A 17,202-nucleotide genomic window follows, 5' to 3' on the forward strand; every position below is an offset into this window, starting at 1 on the left:
TTCTATATACCTATGAATAGGTGAGCTAATGTGCATGAGGGTTTTGCTCATTCTTAAGAATATTTATAAAATTGATTTATACGTCTATACTTATCTGACGTAGCTGTGCTTAATTCATAAAAAAAGAACGCTTCTATGATATGGCGTTCTTTTCTCGTATCAATTTGCAGTTATTCTTCAATGTACTCCGCTTTTTCCTTTTTCATTATTCGCTTCGCCCGAATAAAAGAAATAGCCTCCTCAAGTTCTTCCCCACTTACCTCTTCATTGTCAATAATAAATGAATAATTGTTTGTTAAGTCAGTTGTTGGAATCTTTAAATGAATTTCTGTTTTTTCATAGTCTCTATTCAGTAAATAATCAATTGATACCCCAAAATAATCAGCCAATTTATTCAAATGAATTAAATTTGGTTCCCTCTTGTCAATCTCATAACTCCAAATAATACTTTTCGTAAAATGTAGATGGTCTGCTAATTCATCTGGGGTTAAACCTCTTTGTTCTCTAAGATCTTTTATTTTTTTCCCTAAGCTAGCCACTTAAACCGTCCCCATTCCAAATTTCAACTAATACTGAACTAATTCGATAATACTATTAAAAATCCTTTTTATAATTGTTATACTATAAAATTTAATATAGTAGCAATTAGTTTTACAATTTAAATTGTCTTTTTTTAAAACTCGTCAAAGTTTTTATAAACTAGCTTCTTTTATTTTCTATTCTAGGCTCAATTATTAAGGTAAAAGGATAATATTCTTTAGAGTTAATCCCTCTCTCATACATTCTTTTCATATAGTTAACCTCCAACTTTAATCACATTTGCTAACCATTATTAATCCTCCTTCCTTTTTAAACCACTCTACTTTCTTTAAAGTGTTGTTACAACACTATATTTATATTATCATTTAAATAAGATTGTTAATTTCGTAACCTTCTACCAATTGTATATCCTTTTATATACCATATATCAATATACCTAGATTAAAATAAAACTTCGTTACTGAGGAGTACTACAAATGAAAAATAATCGTTTTTATTTCATCACAATATTAACTGTGTCACTGTTAACTTTAATGAGTGGCTGCAGTAATTCAAATAACCCGCCTGAACCTGAACAACTAGAATTAAATATAGCTGCTGCATCCAGTTTAATTTCAGCGTTTAGTGAGGTAGGGAACTTATTTGAGGAAGAGACTAATACAAAGATTACATTTTCATTCGGTTCAACGGGACAATTAACAGAACAAATTGAAAACGGTGCACCTTTTGATCTATTTGCAGCTGCTAATATATCATTTTTAAACTATTTAAAAGAAAAAGACTTAATTATTGCGGATTCACAGACAGCCATTGCATACGGTAGAATTGGAATTGCGACTCTTCCGGATTCAACACCAATTAAGACCTTAGAAGATCTGCTAAAACCTGAAATTAAAAAAGTAGCAATTGCGAACCCTGAACATGCACCATATGGTTTAGCTGCAAAACAAGCTCTTGAAAGTGCTGGAGTATGGGATCAACTTCAAGATAAGTTAGTGTATGGCAGAAACATATCTGATACACTATCTTTTATTGAAACTGGAAATGTGGAAGCTGGAATAGTAGCTCTTTCTCTTCACAAGGAAGATGAAATAAACTTCCATATTATTGATGAAAGCTTACATGCACCACTCGAACAATCGATGGCAATTGTTAGTGACACTGACCAAGAAACATTGGCATATGAATTTATTGAATTCATTAAAGGCCCAATTGGAAAGCCTATTATGGAACGTTATGGTTTTATTGTGCCGGAGGGAAAGTAAATGACCGAAGAAATTAATTTATTTCCATTATTTCTATCACTAAGAGTTGCTATGACGGCAACTCTTTTCGCCCTTATAATAGGGTTACCAATTGCTTACTATCTAAATAGATCCAACGGACGAATAGCAGACATGCTTGATACTTTGATTACTTTACCGATCGTTTTACCACCAACTGTTTTAGGCTATTATTTATTAATTTTATTAGGTAGACAAAGCAGAATCGGCAAATTTTTGGAAGAGACATTTAACATAACTATTGTATTTACGCCAGCAGGCGCAATTATTGCAGCTTTAATTGTATCAATTCCTTTTTTAATTAAATCAGCACGAGCAGCATTTGCGGGAATTGACCCTAGTTTAATTCATGCTGCAAGAGTACTTGGACGAACAGAGTTTAATATCTTCTTTACCGTTATCCTCCCGCTTGCATGGCGTGGAATTGCAACTGGAATTACAATGGCGTTTGCAAGAGCACTAGGTGATTTCGGAGCTACACTTATGGTTGCAGGAAGTATTCCAAATGAAACGATGACAATGCCAATCGCCATATATGATGCCTTACTCGCTGGGAATCGTGAATTGGCTAATTTATTAGTTATAATTATGACTGCTGTATCACTTAGTGTTCTATACATTATAAATCGTCTAGAGAAAAGAGTGACTAAGGGAAATGGGTGGTAAATATGCTCCAAGTAGAAATCAAAAAAACACTTAATAATTTCCAATTAGATGTTTCATTTAAAATAGGAAGTGGAATTACAGGTATTATCGGGCCTTCAGGGTGTGGAAAAAGTATAACACTACAGTGCATAGCAGGTTTGCAAACTCCGGATAAGGGCAATATCGGTTTAAATAACGAATTACTATATCACTCTGAGCAAAAACTTAACACCAAACCTAGAAACCGTAACATAGGGTATGTCTTTCAAAACTACGCACTTTTTCCTCACTTAACTGTTGAAAAAAATATTGAGTACGGATTAAAGGGCAAAACCAAACTCGAGAAAAAAGAAATGGTAGCGAGCATGATTAATAAAGTTCGACTTACAGGATATGAAAATCATTACCCTAGACAGCTTTCAGGAGGTCAACAACAAAGAGTAGCTCTTGCTAGAACATTGGTTACTGACCCTGAGCTGCTGCTTTTGGATGAACCATTTTCTGCATTAGATCACCATGTAAAACACTTATTAGAACAGGAATTATTAAGCATTATAAAAGAAAATTATTCAGGGATTGTCATACTTGTAACGCATAATATGGAGGAAGCCTATCGACTTTGTGATCAACTAGTTCTCCTCAATAACGGACAAATAATTCAAGCTGGTGATAAAGAAACCGTCTTTTCAAAGCCGCTAAATGTAACAGCAGCAAAAGTTATTGGGTGTAAAAATATACTTCCAATCGATTCCTTAATCGATAGCGGTGAGCATATTGAATGTCATATTCAAGGTGTTAACTTAACCGTAAAACAGCAGGTAATACCTAAAACCATTAGTCATATTGGCATATATCAAGACAACATTCATTTTATTGAATTCAACAATGAATCAGATTATGCCTACCCTTATGAAATTCTTGAAATAGTTAAAGGCATCCATCAAGCAAATATAACAATAAAAGTCAAAGATGCATTTATCCTTACCGCTACCTTACCAAATTACCAGATCGAATCACTACTAAAAGGGACATATAAAGTCAAATTATCACCTAAGCACCTATTTTTATTACAAAGCAGTTAATCACGAATTAATAAGATAATCAAATAGGCGACTGTACCTGGTCTGATAATCAAGTTATAACTATCACCGATACTCCTGCTCTTGGATAATCTAGCAGGAGTCATTTGTTTTTCTTGTTGTTTCTATAACGAGTTTTTCTTCAGTGGATAATTAATTTTCACTGGGAATAATAATACAAATCCCGATAATTTCTCATCTGATAATATTTCAAAAAAAGGAGGCGATTTTTCGATGTCTACGGTCATAGCTGAAAACGAAATTACACTTGCTATCATTCAATCCTTAAAAGACGGAAAGAGAAAAGCCTTTCAAGATATTGTGGACGAATTGCAGCCGTATGATTTGGCCCAACAATACCAAAGTATAACCAATAAACATAGAAATAAGTTCTTATTATTTTTATCAATCGAACAATTGACAGAATTCATGCAAGAGCTAGAAAATGAAGATCAAATTGAAGTTCTGCATAAATTAGGGATAGAAAAGTCGACAAAAGTTCTTGATTTAATGGAAAACGATAATTTAGCCTCGTTGTTATCGGACTTAGAACCTGAAAAAATAGAAGAACTACTTTCTGAAATGAAGAAAGAAGAATCCGAAATTGTTCAAAACTTAATGAAATACCCTCCTGAAACAGCTGGTCGTATTATGAACAACCGCTATGTTTGGATTCCAAAACATTATACAATTCGTGAAGCCGTTGATAAGTTAAAACACTTTGCAGAATTAGCAGAATATCTAAACTATCTTTATGTCATTGATGAACAAAAAAAATTAGTAGGTGTTGTTTCATATAAGGACTTATTACTAGGAGATTTACAAGAAAAAATAGAAGAGATTATGTATACCAGGATTGTAAAAGTCGATGTACTTACTGACCAAGAGGAAGCTGCTAAATTAATCAGTCGTTATGACTTTATCTCTTTACCTGTAGTTAAAGAGGATGATACATTGGTTGGAGTCATTACAGTTGATGATATTATTGACGTCGTTATTCAGGAAGCGAACGAGGATATTGAGAAATTATCAGCATCCGGTAAAGCAATAGATTTTAACACAAAACCATTAGTAGCTGCTTATCGTCGACTTCCTTGGCTTATTTTATTATTATTTATCGGTCTTATATCCGGTGGGATTATAAGTGGTTTTGAAGATACATTAGAAACAGTCGTCGCTTTAGCCTTTTTCATGCCAATGATTGCGGGGATGACCGGTAATACAGGTACTCAATCACTTGCGGTTATTGTTAGAGGTCTAGCATCAGAAGATTTGAACTTTAAACAAGTGATAAAGTTAATTTTTCGCGAGCTTTGGGTAGGTGTTATTATCGGTGTTACTTGTGGTGTCCTGATTGCAATTATAGCTTATGTTTGGCGGGACAATTTCACTTTGGGGCTAGTTGTTGGAACTTCATTACTGTTAACATTAATTATTGGTACATTAGCTGGAACGATAATTCCTCTTATTCTATACAAATTTAATGTGGATCCCGCAGTTGCATCTGGGCCACTGATTACAACTATTAACGATATCTTATCCTTACTTATATACTTTGGATTGGCTACAACCTTTATTTCAAAATTGATGTGATAAAATTTAAAAGAAGTAAGAAGCCCTTAAGAATTACTCGTTCTATTCCGTAAACGTTCAACTTGCTGCATATCAAAAAGCACCGAAATCTAAGGTGCTTTTTGTTTACACTTATTAAATCTTGTCCAACTTAGTCTAGGTCTTTGGTGATTCACTGTTTTCAATTTCTGTTCCCACATAAATTCATTTACAAATTCATTCACTAAAATGTTATTATATATACCTTTGTTTCTTTGTTCATGGCATCGCTAACTTTTCACTAACCTCTTTAAATTATTTTCAACCCATGTCTGTACTCCGTATAATATAAACGCCTTATAATGTAGGTACACAAAAAATTGAACATTACTTAACTTCTTCAGACGTATTATTTTGATTTTTTTAAAAAAATTGATTATCGGAAAAGCAAATAATCCATCCGCAATCAAATTAAGTAACCAGAACTTTTTAAAGTTACCGTATGAATATTTTAATATCCACATTGAAAGTGGCATATACGGACCAACGCTAAAAGGTAGTTCATTAGTTATAAAAGATTTTCGTTTATCATAAAAACGCCACCAGTTCAGCTTATGACCAACCCTATGATTTATTATCTCAATTATTACAATAACTGAACCTGCTATCGAAAATCGTTTTACATTATTCCTTCCCAAAAATACCAACGATATCCATGGAACAACTATTATTAGCAAATTAAATAACCTATGCCTTTTAGACAACATAATTGCAATCACCTAAACTTTCTTATTCATTCAAATCTCTTTATTAAAATAACCCAACATAAAATTTGTATTCTCTTTAAATGTTGTATCAGAAAAAACTGAAATAATAGAGCAAGTTTAGAAACTCTTTAATTTATGGAGTGGTATCTATCATTACTTAAGGAGTTATTGGTAGAGGTCTGAATAAGCCCGAGAAAACAAAACCTTTCAGCATTTTAAAAAGGATTCTACTTTTAAATAAAATAACGAGGAGAAAGAAAGCCTTTATTTAAATTGACACATTTGGAAACGGACAATAATTCCGTTAAAAATCAGTCTAAGTATACATTAAATTTGGTGCAGTAACCCATACCTGATCGGAAAGATGGGGTACAATGTTGTTTGCTATATTATTTTAAATTACCATTAATATTTGAATATCATGCAGAAATCAAAAAAGAAACCCAATCAAGATGATTGGGTCTCTAACTAAAGATTGCCTATAGTTGTGTACTAGATTTAATACCGGTGGTCGGGGTCGAACCGACACTCCAGAGGAACACGATTTTGAGTCGTGCGCGTCTGCCAATTCCGCCACACCGGCATGTTAAACAACATAAATATGAATCTAAAAAATGGTGCCGAGGGCCGGACTTGAACCGGCACGGTAGTCACCTACCGCAGGATTTTAAGTCCTGTGTGTCTGCCAATTCCACCACCCCGGCTAGGCAGATAATAAAATAAAAAGGCGACACCCGGATTTGAACCGGGGATAAAGGTTTTGCAGACCTCTGCCTTACCACTTGGCTATGCCGCCATCATTGGAGCGGAAGACGGGATTCGAACCCGCGACCCCCACCTTGGCAAGGTGGTGTTCTACCACTGAACTACTTCCGCATTTAGATTTATTTTAACACAAAAAAACTGGCTGGGCTAGCTGGATTCGAACCAGCGCATGACGGAGTCAAAGTCCGTTGCCTTACCGCTTGGCTATAGCCCAAGAATGGGGCGACCGATGGGAATCGAACCCACGAATGCCGGAGCCACAATCCGGTGCGTTAACCACTTCGCCACGGCCGCCATATTGATTTTGGCAGGGGCAGTAGGAATCGAACCCACACTGGAGGTTTTGGAGACCTCAGTTCTACCTTTAAACTATGCCCCTATAATGGTGGAGGGGGACAGATTCGAACTGCCGAACCCACAGGGAGCGGATTTACAGTCCGCCGCGTTTAGCCACTTCGCTACCCCTCCGTATTTAATTAAGTGGTGCCGGCGAGAGGAATCGAACCCCCAACCTACTGATTACAAGTCAGTTGCTCTGCCAATTGAGCTACACCGGCGTTTAAATGGTGGCTCGAGACAGAATCGAACTGCCGACACGAGGATTTTCAGTCCTCTGCTCTACCGACTGAGCTATCGAGCCAATTATTGTATGGCGGTTCCGACGGGGATCGAACCCGCGATCTCCTGCGTGACAGGCAGGCATGTTAACCACTACACCACGGAACCACTAATCTTATTATTTGGTTGCGGGGACAGGATTTGAACCTGCGACCTTCGGGTTATGAGCCCGACGAGCTACCAGACTGCTCCACCCCGCGATGATAGAATTAGAATAATTTTGTACCTGCTTTAAAAGTGTATAGAATCTGACTGTCCCTTCCTCTACTCGTTAAATCAAAGATGTTTATGCGTCGGGACAACTCGCAGATTATTCACGGATGTTTCGCTTGTTGCTCCACCCCGCGATGATGAATATATCATAATAAATGGTGGAGGATGACGGGATCGAACCGCCGACCCCCTGCTTGTAAGGCAGGTGCTCTCCCAGCTGAGCTAATCCTCCAAAGTGTAATGACCCGTACGGGATTCGAACCCGTGTTACCGCCGTGAAAGGGCGGTGTCTTAACCGCTTGACCAACGGGCCAAATATATTTTATCTAAACGGTGGCGGAGAGCGAGGGATTCGAACCCTCGAGACAGCGTTAACCGCCTACACGATTTCCAATCGTGCTCCTTCGGCCACTCGGACAGCTCTCCATGGCTCCACAGGCAGGATTCGAACCTGCGACCGATCGGTTAACAGCCGATAGCTCTACCACTGAGCTACTGTGGAATGAAGATAATGAATTATACTTTTTATTACAGTATAAGCCTGGCAACGTCCTACTCTCACAGGGGGACAGCCCCCAACTACCATCGGCGCTGAAGAGCTTAACTTCCGTGTTCGGAATGGGAACGGGTGTGGCCTCTTCGCCATAACTACCAGACTATATATCTGTAAGAACAAATACTATTATATAAAATATTTTCAAAATATACAATAGTTGTTCCCTCAAAACTAGATAACAAGTATTCATAAACTGTAGGTAATTGTCCACCTTCCACTCCTAGACTCTCGAGATCAAATGTTCTTCGAGTCTGAACAGTCGTTTCAGGATTTCTACTTGGTTAAGTCCTCGATCGATTAGTATTCGTCAGCTCCACATGTCGCCATGCTTCCACCTCGAACCTATCTACCTCATCATCTCTGAGGGATCTTACTTACTTATAGTAATGGGAAATCTCATCTTGAGGGGGGCTTCATGCTTAGATGCTTTCAGCACTTATCCCGTCCACACATAGCTACCCAGCGATGCTCTTGGCAGAACAACTGGTACACCAGCGGTGTGTCCATCCCGGTCCTCTCGTACTAAGGACAGCTCCTCTCAAATTTCCGACGCCCACGACGGATAGGGACCGAACTGTCTCACGACGTTCTGAACCCAGCTCGCGTACCGCTTTAATGGGCGAACAGCCCAACCCTTGGGACCGACTACAGCCCCAGGATGCGATGAGCCGACATCGAGGTGCCAAACCTCCCCGTCGATGTGGACTCTTGGGGGAGATAAGCCTGTTATCCCCGGGGTAGCTTTTATCCGTTGAGCGATGGCCCTTCCATGCGGAACCACCGGATCACTAAGCCCGACTTTCGTCCCTGCTCGACTTGTAGGTCTCGCAGTCAAGCTCCCTTGTGCCTTTACACTCTACGAATGATTTCCAACCATTCTGAGGGAACCTTTGGGCGCCTCCGTTACTCTTTAGGAGGCGACCGCCCCAGTCAAACTGCCCACCTGACACTGTCTCCCGCCCCGATCAGGGGCGCGGGTTAGAATTTCAATACAGCCAGGGTAGTATCCCACCGATGCCTCCACCGAAGCTGGCGCTCCGGCTTCTCAGGCTCCTACCTATCCTGTACAAGCTGTACCAAAATTCAATATCAGGTTGCAGTAAAGCTCCACGGGGTCTTTCCGTCCTGTCGCGGGTAACCTGCATCTTCACAGGTACTATGATTTCACCGAGTCTCTCGTTGAGACAGTGCCCAAATCGTTACACCTTTCGTGCGGGTCAGAACTTACCTGACAAGGAATTTCGCTACCTTAGGACCGTTATAGTTACGGCCGCCGTTTACTGGGGCTTCGATTCAAAGCTTCTCCGAAAAGGATAACCTCTCCTCTTAACCTTCCAGCACCGGGCAGGTGTCAGCCCCTATACTTCGCCTTGCGGCTTCGCAGAGACCTGTGTTTTTGCTAAACAGTCGCTTGGGCCTATTCACTGCGGCTCTCTCGCGCTTGCACGCTATCAGAGCACCCCTTCTCCCGAAGTTACGGGGTCATTTTGCCGAGTTCCTTAACGAGAGTTCTCTCGCGCATCTTAGGATTCTCTCCTCGCCTACCTGTGTCGGTTTGCGGTACGGGCACCTTCTACCTCGCTAGAAGCTTTTCTTGGCAGTGTGGAATCAGGAACTTCGGTACTATATTTCCCTCGCCATCACAGCTCAGCTTATGTGGTAAGCGGATTTGCCTACTTACCAGCCTAACTGCTTGGACGCGCATATCCAACAGCGCGCTTACCCTATCCTCCTGCGTCCCTCCATTGCTCAAACGGTAAAGAGGTGGTACAGGAATATCAACCTGTTGGCCATCGCCTACGCCTTTCGGCCTCGGCTTAGGTCCCGACTAACCCTGAGCGGACGAGCCTTCCTCAGGAAACCTTAGGCTTTCGATGGACAAGATTCTCACTTGTCTTTTCGCTACTCACACCGGCATTCTCACTTCTAAGCGCTCCACTAGTCCTTCCGGTCTAGCTTCAAAGCCCTTAGAACGCTCCCCTACCACTGACACGTAAGTGTCAATCCACAGCTTCGGTGATACGTTTAGCCCCGTTACATTTTCGGCGCAGAGTCACTCGACCAGTGAGCTATTACGCACTCTTTAAATGGTGGCTGCTTCTAAGCCAACATCCTGGTTGTCTAAGCAACTCCACATCCTTTGCCACTTAACGTATACTTTGGGACCTTAGCTGGTGATCTGGGCTGTTTCCCTCTTGACCACGGACCTTATCACTCGTAGTCTGACTCCTAAGGATAAGTCTTTGGCATTCGGAGTTTGACTGAATTCGGTAACCCGATGGGGGCCCCTAGTCCAATCAGTGCTCTACCTCCAAGACTCTTACCTTAAGGCTAGCCCTAAAGCTATTTCGGGGAGAACCAGCTATCTCCAAGTTCGATTGGAATTTCTCCGCTACCCACACCTCATCCCCGCACTTTTCAACGTGCGTGGGTTCGGGCCTCCATCCAGTGTTACCTGGACTTCACCCTGGACATGGGTAGATCACCTGGTTTCGGGTCTACGACCACGTACTACAATCGCCCTATTCAGACTCGCTTTCGCTGCGGCTCCGTCTCTTCGACTTAACCTTGCACGGGATCGTAACTCGCCGGTTCATTCTACAAAAGGCACGCTGTCACCCATAAATGGGCTCCAACTACTTGTAGGCACACGGTTTCAGGATCTCTTTCACTCCCCTTCCGGGGTGCTTTTCACCTTTCCCTCACGGTACTGGTTCACTATCGGTCACTAGGGAGTATTTAGCCTTGGGAGATGGTCCTCCCAGCTTCCGACGGGATTTCACGTGTCCCGCCGTACTCAGGATCCACTCAAGAGAGAACGAAGTTTCAGCTACAGGGCTGTTACCTTCTTCGGCTGGTCTTTCCAAACCACTTCACCTACTTCGTTCCTTTGTAACTCCGTATAGAGTGTCCTACAACCCCAAGAGGCAAGCCTCTTGGTTTGGGCTTCTTCCGTTTCGCTCGCCGCTACTCAGGAAATCGCGTTTGCTTTCTCTTCCTCCGGGTACTTAGATGTTTCAGTTCCCCGGGTCTGCCTTCAATACCCTATGTATTCAGGTATAGATCCTGTTCCATTACGAACAGTGGGTTTCCCCATTCGGAAATCTCCGGATCAAAGCTTACTTACAGCTCCCCGAAGCATATCGGTGTTAGTCCCGTCCTTCATCGGCTCCTAGTGCCAAGGCATTCACCGTGCGCCCTTATTCACTTAACCTAAGATGATCTTAATCATCAAGATTTTAATAAGAACTTTTCTACAGTAAATATGAATGTTATTGCTATCTAGTTTTCAAAGAACAAAGCTACTGACTTCAATCACATCGTGAATAATCATCAGTGAGCTACTTCATGCTGCCTTGCGCTGAGGAATCCGACTTCTTCGAATCCACTTGTAGACGCAAGCGCAATTATTTTAGCGGTAGCTAAAATATTCATTTGTTGAGAGAATGCTCTCTCAAAACTAAACAAAATGTCTAAGCGCGAGTTGCACCCCATGGTGCTCATGTAAATCTTCCTTAGAAAGGAGGTGATCCAGCCGCACCTTCCGATACGGCTACCTTGTTACGACTTCACCCCAATCATCTGTCCCACCTTAGGCGGCTGGCTCCAAAAGGTTACCCCACCGACTTCGGGTGTTACAAACTCTCGTGGTGTGACGGGCGGTGTGTACAAGGCCCGGGAACGTATTCACCGCGGCATGCTGATCCGCGATTACTAGCGATTCCAGCTTCATGTAGGCGAGTTGCAGCCTACAATCCGAACTGAGAATGGCTTTATGGGATTGGCTCAACCTCGCGGTCTCGCAACCCTTTGTACCATCCATTGTAGCACGTGTGTAGCCCAGGTCATAAGGGGCATGATGATTTGACGTCATCCCCACCTTCCTCCGGTTTGTCACCGGCAGTCTCCTTAGAGTGCCCAACTGAATGCTGGCAACTAAGGACAAGGGTTGCGCTCGTTGCGGGACTTAACCCAACATCTCACGACACGAGCTGACGACAACCATGCACCACCTGTCACTCTGTCCCCCGAAGGGGAACCTTCTATCTCTAGAAGTAGCAGAGGATGTCAAGACCTGGTAAGGTTCTTCGCGTTGCTTCGAATTAAACCACATGCTCCACCGCTTGTGCGGGCCCCCGTCAATTCCTTTGAGTTTCAGTCTTGCGACCGTACTCCCCAGGCGGAGTGCTTAATGCGTTAGCTGCAGCACTGAAGGGCGGAAACCCTCCAACACTTAGCACTCATCGTTTACGGCGTGGACTACCAGGGTATCTAATCCTGTTCGCTCCCCACGCTTTCGCGCCTCAGCGTCAGTTACAGACCAGAGAGTCGCCTTCGCCACTGGTGTTCCTCCACATCTCTACGCATTTCACCGCTACACGTGGAATTCCACTCTCCTCTTCTGCACTCAAGTTTCCCAGTTTCCAATGACCCTCCCCGGTTGAGCCGGGGGCTTTCACATCAGACTTAAGAAACCGCCTGCGCGCGCTTTACGCCCAATAATTCCGGACAACGCTTGCCACCTACGTATTACCGCGGCTGCTGGCACGTAGTTAGCCGTGGCTTTCTGGTTAGGTACCGTCAAGGTACCAGCAGTTAACTGGTACGTGTTCTTCCCTAACAACAGAGCTTTACGACCCGAAGGCCTTCATCGCTCACGCGGCGTTGCTCCGTCAGACTTTCGTCCATTGCGGAAGATTCCCTACTGCTGCCTCCCGTAGGAGTCTGGGCCGTGTCTCAGTCCCAGTGTGGCCGATCACCCTCTCAGGTCGGCTACGCATCGTCGCCTTGGTGAGCCGTTACCTCACCAACTAGCTAATGCGCCGCGGGCCCATCTGTAAGTGATAGCCGAAACCATCTTTTATTCTTAAACCATGTGGTTNAGTGTGGCCGATCACCCTCTCAGGTCGGCTACGCATCGTCGCCTTGGTGAGCCGTTACCTCACCAACTAGCTAATGCGCCGCGGGCCCATCTGTAAGTGATAGCCGAAACCATCTTTTATTCTTAAACCATGTGGTTTAAGAGATTATCCGGTATTAGCTCCGGTTTCCCGAAGTTATCCCAGTCTTACAGGCAGGTTGCCCACGTGTTACTCACCCGTCCGCCGCTGAATCAGAGGAGCAAGCTCCTCATCATCCGCTCGACTTGCATGTATTAGGCACGCCGCCAGCGTTCGTCCTGAGCCAGGATCAAACTCTCCGAAAAGGGTTTGATTGCTCAAACTAATAAACTGACTTGGTTGTTGAACAAAGTTCAACTTGTTTTGCACGCTTGACATTTTGTTTAGTTTTCAAAGATCATTCTATTTTAGTGACAAGTAATATATTATCACAAGTTATTCGTAGAAGTCAACAAGTTCTTTTGTTTTATTATTAAAAATTCCGAAGATAGTTGATTCTATTTGTTGTGATCTGAGGTCGCATTTCATTTTCAGCGACTTTTCAATCATAACATTTCACCGACTTGTTGTCAACACTTTTTCAAACCGTCACTACTGATCTAGCAGCGACGGTTTTTAATATACCATGAATACAAACTAAGTGTCAACATAAAACAATTTATTTTATCGAGCAATGTATTTTCGTTGGTAAACATGATTTCCCTTTGTTTTTTCACTAATAATTTCAATTATATTTTTATTCACTAAGTATTGTAACAATAAAGGTAAATCAAAAACATAATCTTGCAATTGTTCGTCATTTTGTAATTCATCTATTGTCCAATCGCTATTCTTAGCCTTCATAACCTCAATTAAAAAGCTACTTCCTACCTTGGTCCTTGAGCTAATTGCAAATTCACTTGCCAATAATAATAATTCTACTCGTTTCTCAATAGGTTCTTTACTATCAACCAATTCTAAATATAATTTGTAAACTTCCGGTTCAATATGTTTTAACTGATTCCAAACAGTTACCTCGGGATAAAAACCATGTTCTATTACCGATAGTCTAGCTAAAAAATGAAGCGATTTTATCATTTGACTATAAGCATCTAAAAATTGTTTAGAGTCGTAAAGGTCTCGCCCAGCTGAAAAACTAGAAATAAGTTTAGAAAATTCGATTCCAATCTTTTTCTTTCGTATATTAATCGGAAACTCATGAAGCAGCGTTCTTAATTCATCAATATATTCATTTCTCTCAAACAATATTTTACCTTGCAGCACCCATGCTATGAGTCGTTGGTTTGTCCCACTTGTTAACCACGACTGAAATTTTCTTTCATCTATTATATGTAATGCGGCCTTTTTATCATCAAAATTATAATGTTTAACAAAATACGGATTCTCTATTGATTCTGTATTCTTCTTTAAAACAATTAATATGGCATCAAATTGTTCCGTAAGCGAACTATTAACTTTGACTTTTTCCACCAACAAAATCCCTAGTGTATCTTTATGACTAGCTTTTTCCTGATAAATAGGCCTCAATAAATCTTCCATAACGATATCCTCCATTAAATAGGCTAGATAATGATTTCTACAAAAACGCCTTAATACCTTTTTTCGACATAAATGAATTGTTCATTTATTATTTATGTATGCTATAATTTTCTTTTAGGAGGGAAATGATAATGAGTTTAAAATATTCTAGTAAAATAAATAAGATACGTACATTCGCACTAAGTTTAATCTTTATCGGCATAGCCGTAATGTATGTTGGTATTATATTCAAAGCAAACGTATGGGTTATGACAATTTTCATGCTGCTTGGTTTCTTATTTATTATCGCTAGTACCATTGTTTATTTCTGGATTGGGATGCTTTCAACTAAAACGGTCCAGGTAAAGTGTCCGACATGTGGTAAAACAACGAAAATATTAGGCAGAGTAGATTTATGTATGTATTGTCGAGAACCACTAACATTAGATCCGAATCTAGAAGGATTAGAATTTGACGAAAAATATAATTCAAAAACTAACAAAAGCTAATACTAAATTAACCAATTAAAAACATACCTATTAAAAAACACGCAACTTGCCAATAGCAAATTACGTGTTTTTTCATTTATCCTTAATTATACTTTCCTATATTACATTCTTAGAAAATATACTAAAGTTCCTATAAAAAAGCTGAAAGGACATTCCTCTCAGCTCTTAGTGTTTATTCACTTTACACTCCGGACATGTTCCATATACTTCCATTCTGTGATGACTTACTTCAAATCCAGTCACATGTTTCGCAAGTGTTTCAACCTCATCCAATCCGGGATAAAGAAAGTCAACAATTTTACCACACTCTTCACAGATAATATGGTAATGATCAGAAATATCACAGTCAAATCGACTTGAGGAATCTCCATAAGTTAGCTCTCGAACTAACCCTGTTTCTTTGAATACACGCAGATTATTATAGACCGTTGCAACACTCATATTAGGAAACTTACCCTCAAGCGCTTTGTATATTTCATCTGCAGTAGGATGTGACATGGCATTAAGTAAATACTCCAAAATGGCATGACGTTGCGGAGTAATTCGAACCCCTGAATTTTTTAATGTTTCCATCGCCTCTACAATACGTTCCTCTGACATCGCCATGCACCTCACTCCTTAAATATATATTATTACTTTATAATATTTATAATCTTATAACCATTGTATATTGTAAAGTACAAATTGTCAATAAAGTCTAATACACCTTTGTAATAGTGTATATATGCTATTTTATTTAATGCAGATTTCTTATTGGTGAAGTTTTACATCTTCAACATTAAAAATAAAATTCAAATATCTAGCTGCTACGAATAGGAAGTCGGATAAACGATTTAAATAGCTGTTAACTAATGGATTTACAGATCCGCCAATTGATACTGCTTTTCTTTCTGCACGACGCACAACAGTTCTGGCTACATGCAAAGCTGCGGAAGACGGATGTCCGCCGGGTAAGATAAAGTTATCTAGTGAAGGAATTTTTCCATCCCATAAATCAATATATGTTTCCAGTTGTGATATATCATCTTCTGAAACAGTCCACTTTACTTCCTTGTCTGCAGGCGTAGCTAATTCTGCTCCAACATGAAATAAATTTGTTTGAACACGATGGAAGGCTTTCATAAATTCATCTTTACCTTCAAACGTTTCTTGATTAAGATAACTTAAACCCAATCCAATCATTGAATTCGCTTCATCGCAAGTACCATATGCCTCTACACGAGCGTCTGTCTTCGAAACACGTGATCCATAAACTAAAGATGTTGTTCCATTATCCCCAGTTTTTGTATAGATTTTCATCAGTTAATACCCCCTATCTAGATCAATTATATTTTTATATTGTTTGTTTCCTGAAATATACTGTTGTAAATAATATTCAAAAATCTCAAAGCCACGGGGTTGATAATGAGAAGATAAACCTGATATATGAGGCGTAACCGTCACATTTTCCAATTTCCAAAAGGGATGACTTTCTGCTAGTGGTTCCTTTTCGAATACATCAAGTACCGCATGACTTATATTCCCAGTTTGCAGCATTTCTAATAATACACTCTCTTCTACAACGTCTCCTCGACCAATGTTAATAAAGATCGGTTGTTTTTTCATTAACTTAAAGAGGTCTCTTGTGAATAATTGCTGTGTTTCTGATGTGCTAGGAAGGACAGATACAATAAAATCACTATTTTCAAATGCTTTAACCGATTTATCCAATGTAAAAACTTCATCAAAAAACTCAGGCAACTTCCCACTACGATTAATTCCCAAGACATTCATTCTAAATGCTTTTGCTAGCCGTGCAATTTCACTCCCAATTGCACCCGTACCAAGAATAGTTATAGTTTTTTCAGCGAGTTCCACCATTTTTACTGAACGGTCCCAATTTCTATGCTGCTCATTTTCAATAATTTTTTTTGTATTTCGTGCAACCTGTAGCATCATACTGATTGTATATTCAGCCATGGGTGTTTTATGTATACCTTTTGCATTTGTTACTAAAATTCCTTTGCGTTTGATTGCTTCAAACGGCAGCTTTTCAATTCCTGCTGATAATACCATAATCCACTTCAACTTTTGTGCACTATCAATTATTTCATCATTTAGGTCTTCTCCATACGTAATCAATACTTCAGCATTTTTTAAATCCTCTATTGCATCTTTCATAGATGCATGAAAGGTGAACTCTGTATTCTTATAGGTTTTAATTAATTTATCCTTAATAATTGATTTCACTCGAAAAGTTGTCAGTATTTTCAAACAA

The 17,202-nt window shown here is 40.3% G+C and carries 10 protein-coding genes, 16 tRNA genes and 3 rRNA genes; 5 read left to right on the forward strand and 24 right to left on the reverse strand.

The annotated features are described in order from the left end of the window. Positions 1-170: 170 nt before the first annotated feature. Positions 171-539 (reverse strand): helix-turn-helix domain-containing protein, encoded by a 369-nt coding sequence (locus C1724_RS15435; protein WP_102347618.1) that lies wholly within the window; start codon positions 537-539, stop codon positions 171-173. Positions 540-1,016: 477 nt separating this feature from the next. Here C1724_RS15435 and modA point away from each other — a divergent pair, with 477 nt between their 5' ends. The 4 genes from modA (at position 1,017) to mgtE (ending at position 5,140) form a co-directional block, all read left to right on the forward strand. Next, a complete protein-coding gene (gene modA / locus C1724_RS15440) occupies positions 1,017-1,805 on the forward strand; it encodes a molybdate ABC transporter substrate-binding protein (protein ID WP_102347619.1) in 789 nt (262 codons plus the stop codon). Next, positions 1,806-2,489 (forward strand): molybdate ABC transporter permease subunit, encoded by a 684-nt coding sequence (gene modB / locus C1724_RS15445; RefSeq protein WP_102347620.1) that lies wholly within the window; start codon positions 1,806-1,808, stop codon positions 2,487-2,489. Positions 2,490-2,491: 2 nt separating this feature from the next. Further along, complete coding sequence (locus C1724_RS15450) at positions 2,492-3,550, forward strand: sulfate/molybdate ABC transporter ATP-binding protein (protein ID WP_102347621.1); 1,059 nt, start codon at positions 2,492-2,494, stop codon at positions 3,548-3,550. A 231-nt stretch (positions 3,551-3,781) separates the two neighbouring features. Then, the gene (gene mgtE / locus C1724_RS15455) at positions 3,782-5,140 is read left to right on the forward strand and encodes a magnesium transporter (RefSeq protein ID WP_102347622.1); all 1,359 of its coding nucleotides are present in this window, start codon (positions 3,782-3,784) and stop codon (positions 5,138-5,140) included. Positions 5,141-6,367: 1,227 nt separating this feature from the next. Here mgtE and C1724_RS15465 read toward each other — a convergent pair. The 20 genes from C1724_RS15465 to C1724_RS15560 form a co-directional block, all read right to left on the reverse strand. Then, positions 6,368-6,448: transfer RNA gene (locus tag C1724_RS15465), tRNA-Leu, on the reverse strand. A gap of 32 nt (positions 6,449-6,480) precedes the next feature. Next, positions 6,481-6,569, reverse strand: a tRNA-Leu gene (locus tag C1724_RS15470). A 21-nt stretch (positions 6,570-6,590) separates the two neighbouring features. Further along, positions 6,591-6,661, reverse strand: a tRNA-Cys gene (locus C1724_RS15475). Between the two features lie 5 nt (positions 6,662-6,666). Next, positions 6,667-6,741 (reverse strand) — tRNA-Gly (locus C1724_RS15480). A 28-nt stretch (positions 6,742-6,769) separates the two neighbouring features. Further along, a tRNA-Gln gene (locus C1724_RS15485) sits at positions 6,770-6,844 on the reverse strand. Between the two features lie 4 nt (positions 6,845-6,848). Next, a tRNA-His gene (locus C1724_RS15490) sits at positions 6,849-6,924 on the reverse strand. 11 nt (positions 6,925-6,935) lie between these two features. Continuing rightward, a tRNA-Trp gene (locus tag C1724_RS15495) sits at positions 6,936-7,009 on the reverse strand. Positions 7,010-7,013: 4 nt separating this feature from the next. Next, positions 7,014-7,098: transfer RNA gene (locus C1724_RS15500), tRNA-Tyr, on the reverse strand. 13 nt (positions 7,099-7,111) lie between these two features. Continuing rightward, positions 7,112-7,187: transfer RNA gene (locus tag C1724_RS15505), tRNA-Thr, on the reverse strand. Positions 7,188-7,194: 7 nt separating this feature from the next. Continuing rightward, positions 7,195-7,270, reverse strand: a tRNA-Phe gene (locus C1724_RS15510). A gap of 10 nt (positions 7,271-7,280) precedes the next feature. Next, positions 7,281-7,356: transfer RNA gene (locus tag C1724_RS15515), tRNA-Asp, on the reverse strand. 15 nt (positions 7,357-7,371) lie between these two features. After that, a tRNA-Met gene (locus C1724_RS15520) sits at positions 7,372-7,448 on the reverse strand. A gap of 169 nt (positions 7,449-7,617) precedes the next feature. Further along, positions 7,618-7,693: transfer RNA gene (locus C1724_RS15525), tRNA-Val, on the reverse strand. A 9-nt stretch (positions 7,694-7,702) separates the two neighbouring features. Next, positions 7,703-7,774, reverse strand: a tRNA-Glu gene (locus C1724_RS15530). A gap of 21 nt (positions 7,775-7,795) precedes the next feature. Beyond that, positions 7,796-7,887: transfer RNA gene (locus C1724_RS15535), tRNA-Ser, on the reverse strand. A 1-nt stretch (position 7,888) separates the two neighbouring features. Further along, positions 7,889-7,963: transfer RNA gene (locus C1724_RS15540), tRNA-Asn, on the reverse strand. A 37-nt stretch (positions 7,964-8,000) separates the two neighbouring features. Next, positions 8,001-8,117 (reverse strand): 5S ribosomal RNA (rrf, locus tag C1724_RS15545). A gap of 177 nt (positions 8,118-8,294) precedes the next feature. Continuing rightward, positions 8,295-11,231 (reverse strand): 23S ribosomal RNA (locus C1724_RS15550). Between the two features lie 305 nt (positions 11,232-11,536). Continuing rightward, positions 11,537-13,223: ribosomal RNA gene (locus tag C1724_RS15555) — 16S ribosomal RNA — on the reverse strand. The 16S, 23S and 5S rRNA genes sit together here with 16 tRNA genes alongside, the layout of an rRNA operon. A 358-nt stretch (positions 13,224-13,581) precedes the next feature. Continuing rightward, positions 13,582-14,457: a nucleotidyltransferase-like protein gene (locus tag C1724_RS15560; protein WP_102347624.1), complete on the reverse strand. Its 876-nt coding sequence runs from the start codon at positions 14,455-14,457 to the stop codon at positions 13,582-13,584. A gap of 131 nt (positions 14,458-14,588) precedes the next feature. Between C1724_RS15560 and C1724_RS15565 the strand changes: the two genes are divergently transcribed. Beyond that, on the forward strand, positions 14,589-14,945 hold the full coding sequence (locus C1724_RS15565) for a YgzB family protein (RefSeq protein ID WP_102347625.1): 357 nt from the start codon (positions 14,589-14,591) through the stop codon (positions 14,943-14,945). Between the two features lie 165 nt (positions 14,946-15,110). Here C1724_RS15565 and perR read toward each other — a convergent pair whose 3' ends face one another. From perR to C1724_RS15580, 3 genes are all read right to left on the reverse strand, one after another. Continuing rightward, the gene (gene perR / locus C1724_RS15570; RefSeq protein ID WP_180994313.1) at positions 15,111-15,545 is read right to left on the reverse strand and encodes a peroxide-responsive transcriptional repressor PerR; all 435 of its coding nucleotides are present in this window, start codon (positions 15,543-15,545) and stop codon (positions 15,111-15,113) included. A gap of 150 nt (positions 15,546-15,695) precedes the next feature. Continuing rightward, positions 15,696-16,244, reverse strand: coding sequence for a cob(I)yrinic acid a,c-diamide adenosyltransferase (locus C1724_RS15575; protein ID WP_102347627.1), 549 nt, complete (start codon positions 16,242-16,244; stop codon positions 15,696-15,698). Between the two features lie 3 nt (positions 16,245-16,247). Beyond that, positions 16,248-17,198 carry a D-2-hydroxyacid dehydrogenase gene (locus tag C1724_RS15580; protein WP_102347628.1) on the reverse strand — a complete coding sequence of 317 codons (951 nt, stop codon included), beginning with the start codon at positions 17,196-17,198 and terminating at the stop codon, positions 16,248-16,250. Positions 17,199-17,202 lie beyond the last annotated feature (4 nt).

The organism is Bacillus sp. Marseille-P3661 (assembly GCF_900240995.1).
In the GTDB taxonomy this organism is placed as follows: domain Bacteria; phylum Bacillota; class Bacilli; order Bacillales; family Bacillaceae_J; genus OESV01.

Excerpts from the sequence above, each read along its gene's own strand:
- modA (WP_102347619.1), top strand. The coding sequence starts at position 1,017 with ATGAAAAATAATCGTTTTTATTTCATCACAATATTAACTGTGTCACTG.
- modB (WP_102347620.1), top strand. The coding sequence starts at position 1,806 with ATGACCGAAGAAATTAATTTATTTCCATTATTTCTATCACTAAGAGTT.
- C1724_RS15450 (WP_102347621.1), top strand. The coding sequence starts at position 2,492 with ATGCTCCAAGTAGAAATCAAAAAAACACTTAATAATTTCCAATTAGAT.
- mgtE (WP_102347622.1), top strand. The coding sequence starts at position 3,782 with ATGTCTACGGTCATAGCTGAAAACGAAATTACACTTGCTATCATTCAA.
- C1724_RS15560 (WP_102347624.1), bottom strand. The coding sequence starts at position 14,457 with ATGGAAGATTTATTGAGGCCTATTTATCAGGAAAAAGCTAGTCATAAA.
- C1724_RS15565 (WP_102347625.1), top strand. The coding sequence starts at position 14,589 with ATGAGTTTAAAATATTCTAGTAAAATAAATAAGATACGTACATTCGCA.
- perR (WP_180994313.1), bottom strand. The coding sequence starts at position 15,545 with ATGTCAGAGGAACGTATTGTAGAGGCGATGGAAACATTAAAAAATTCA.
- C1724_RS15575 (WP_102347627.1), bottom strand. The coding sequence starts at position 16,244 with ATGAAAATCTATACAAAAACTGGGGATAATGGAACAACATCTTTAGTT.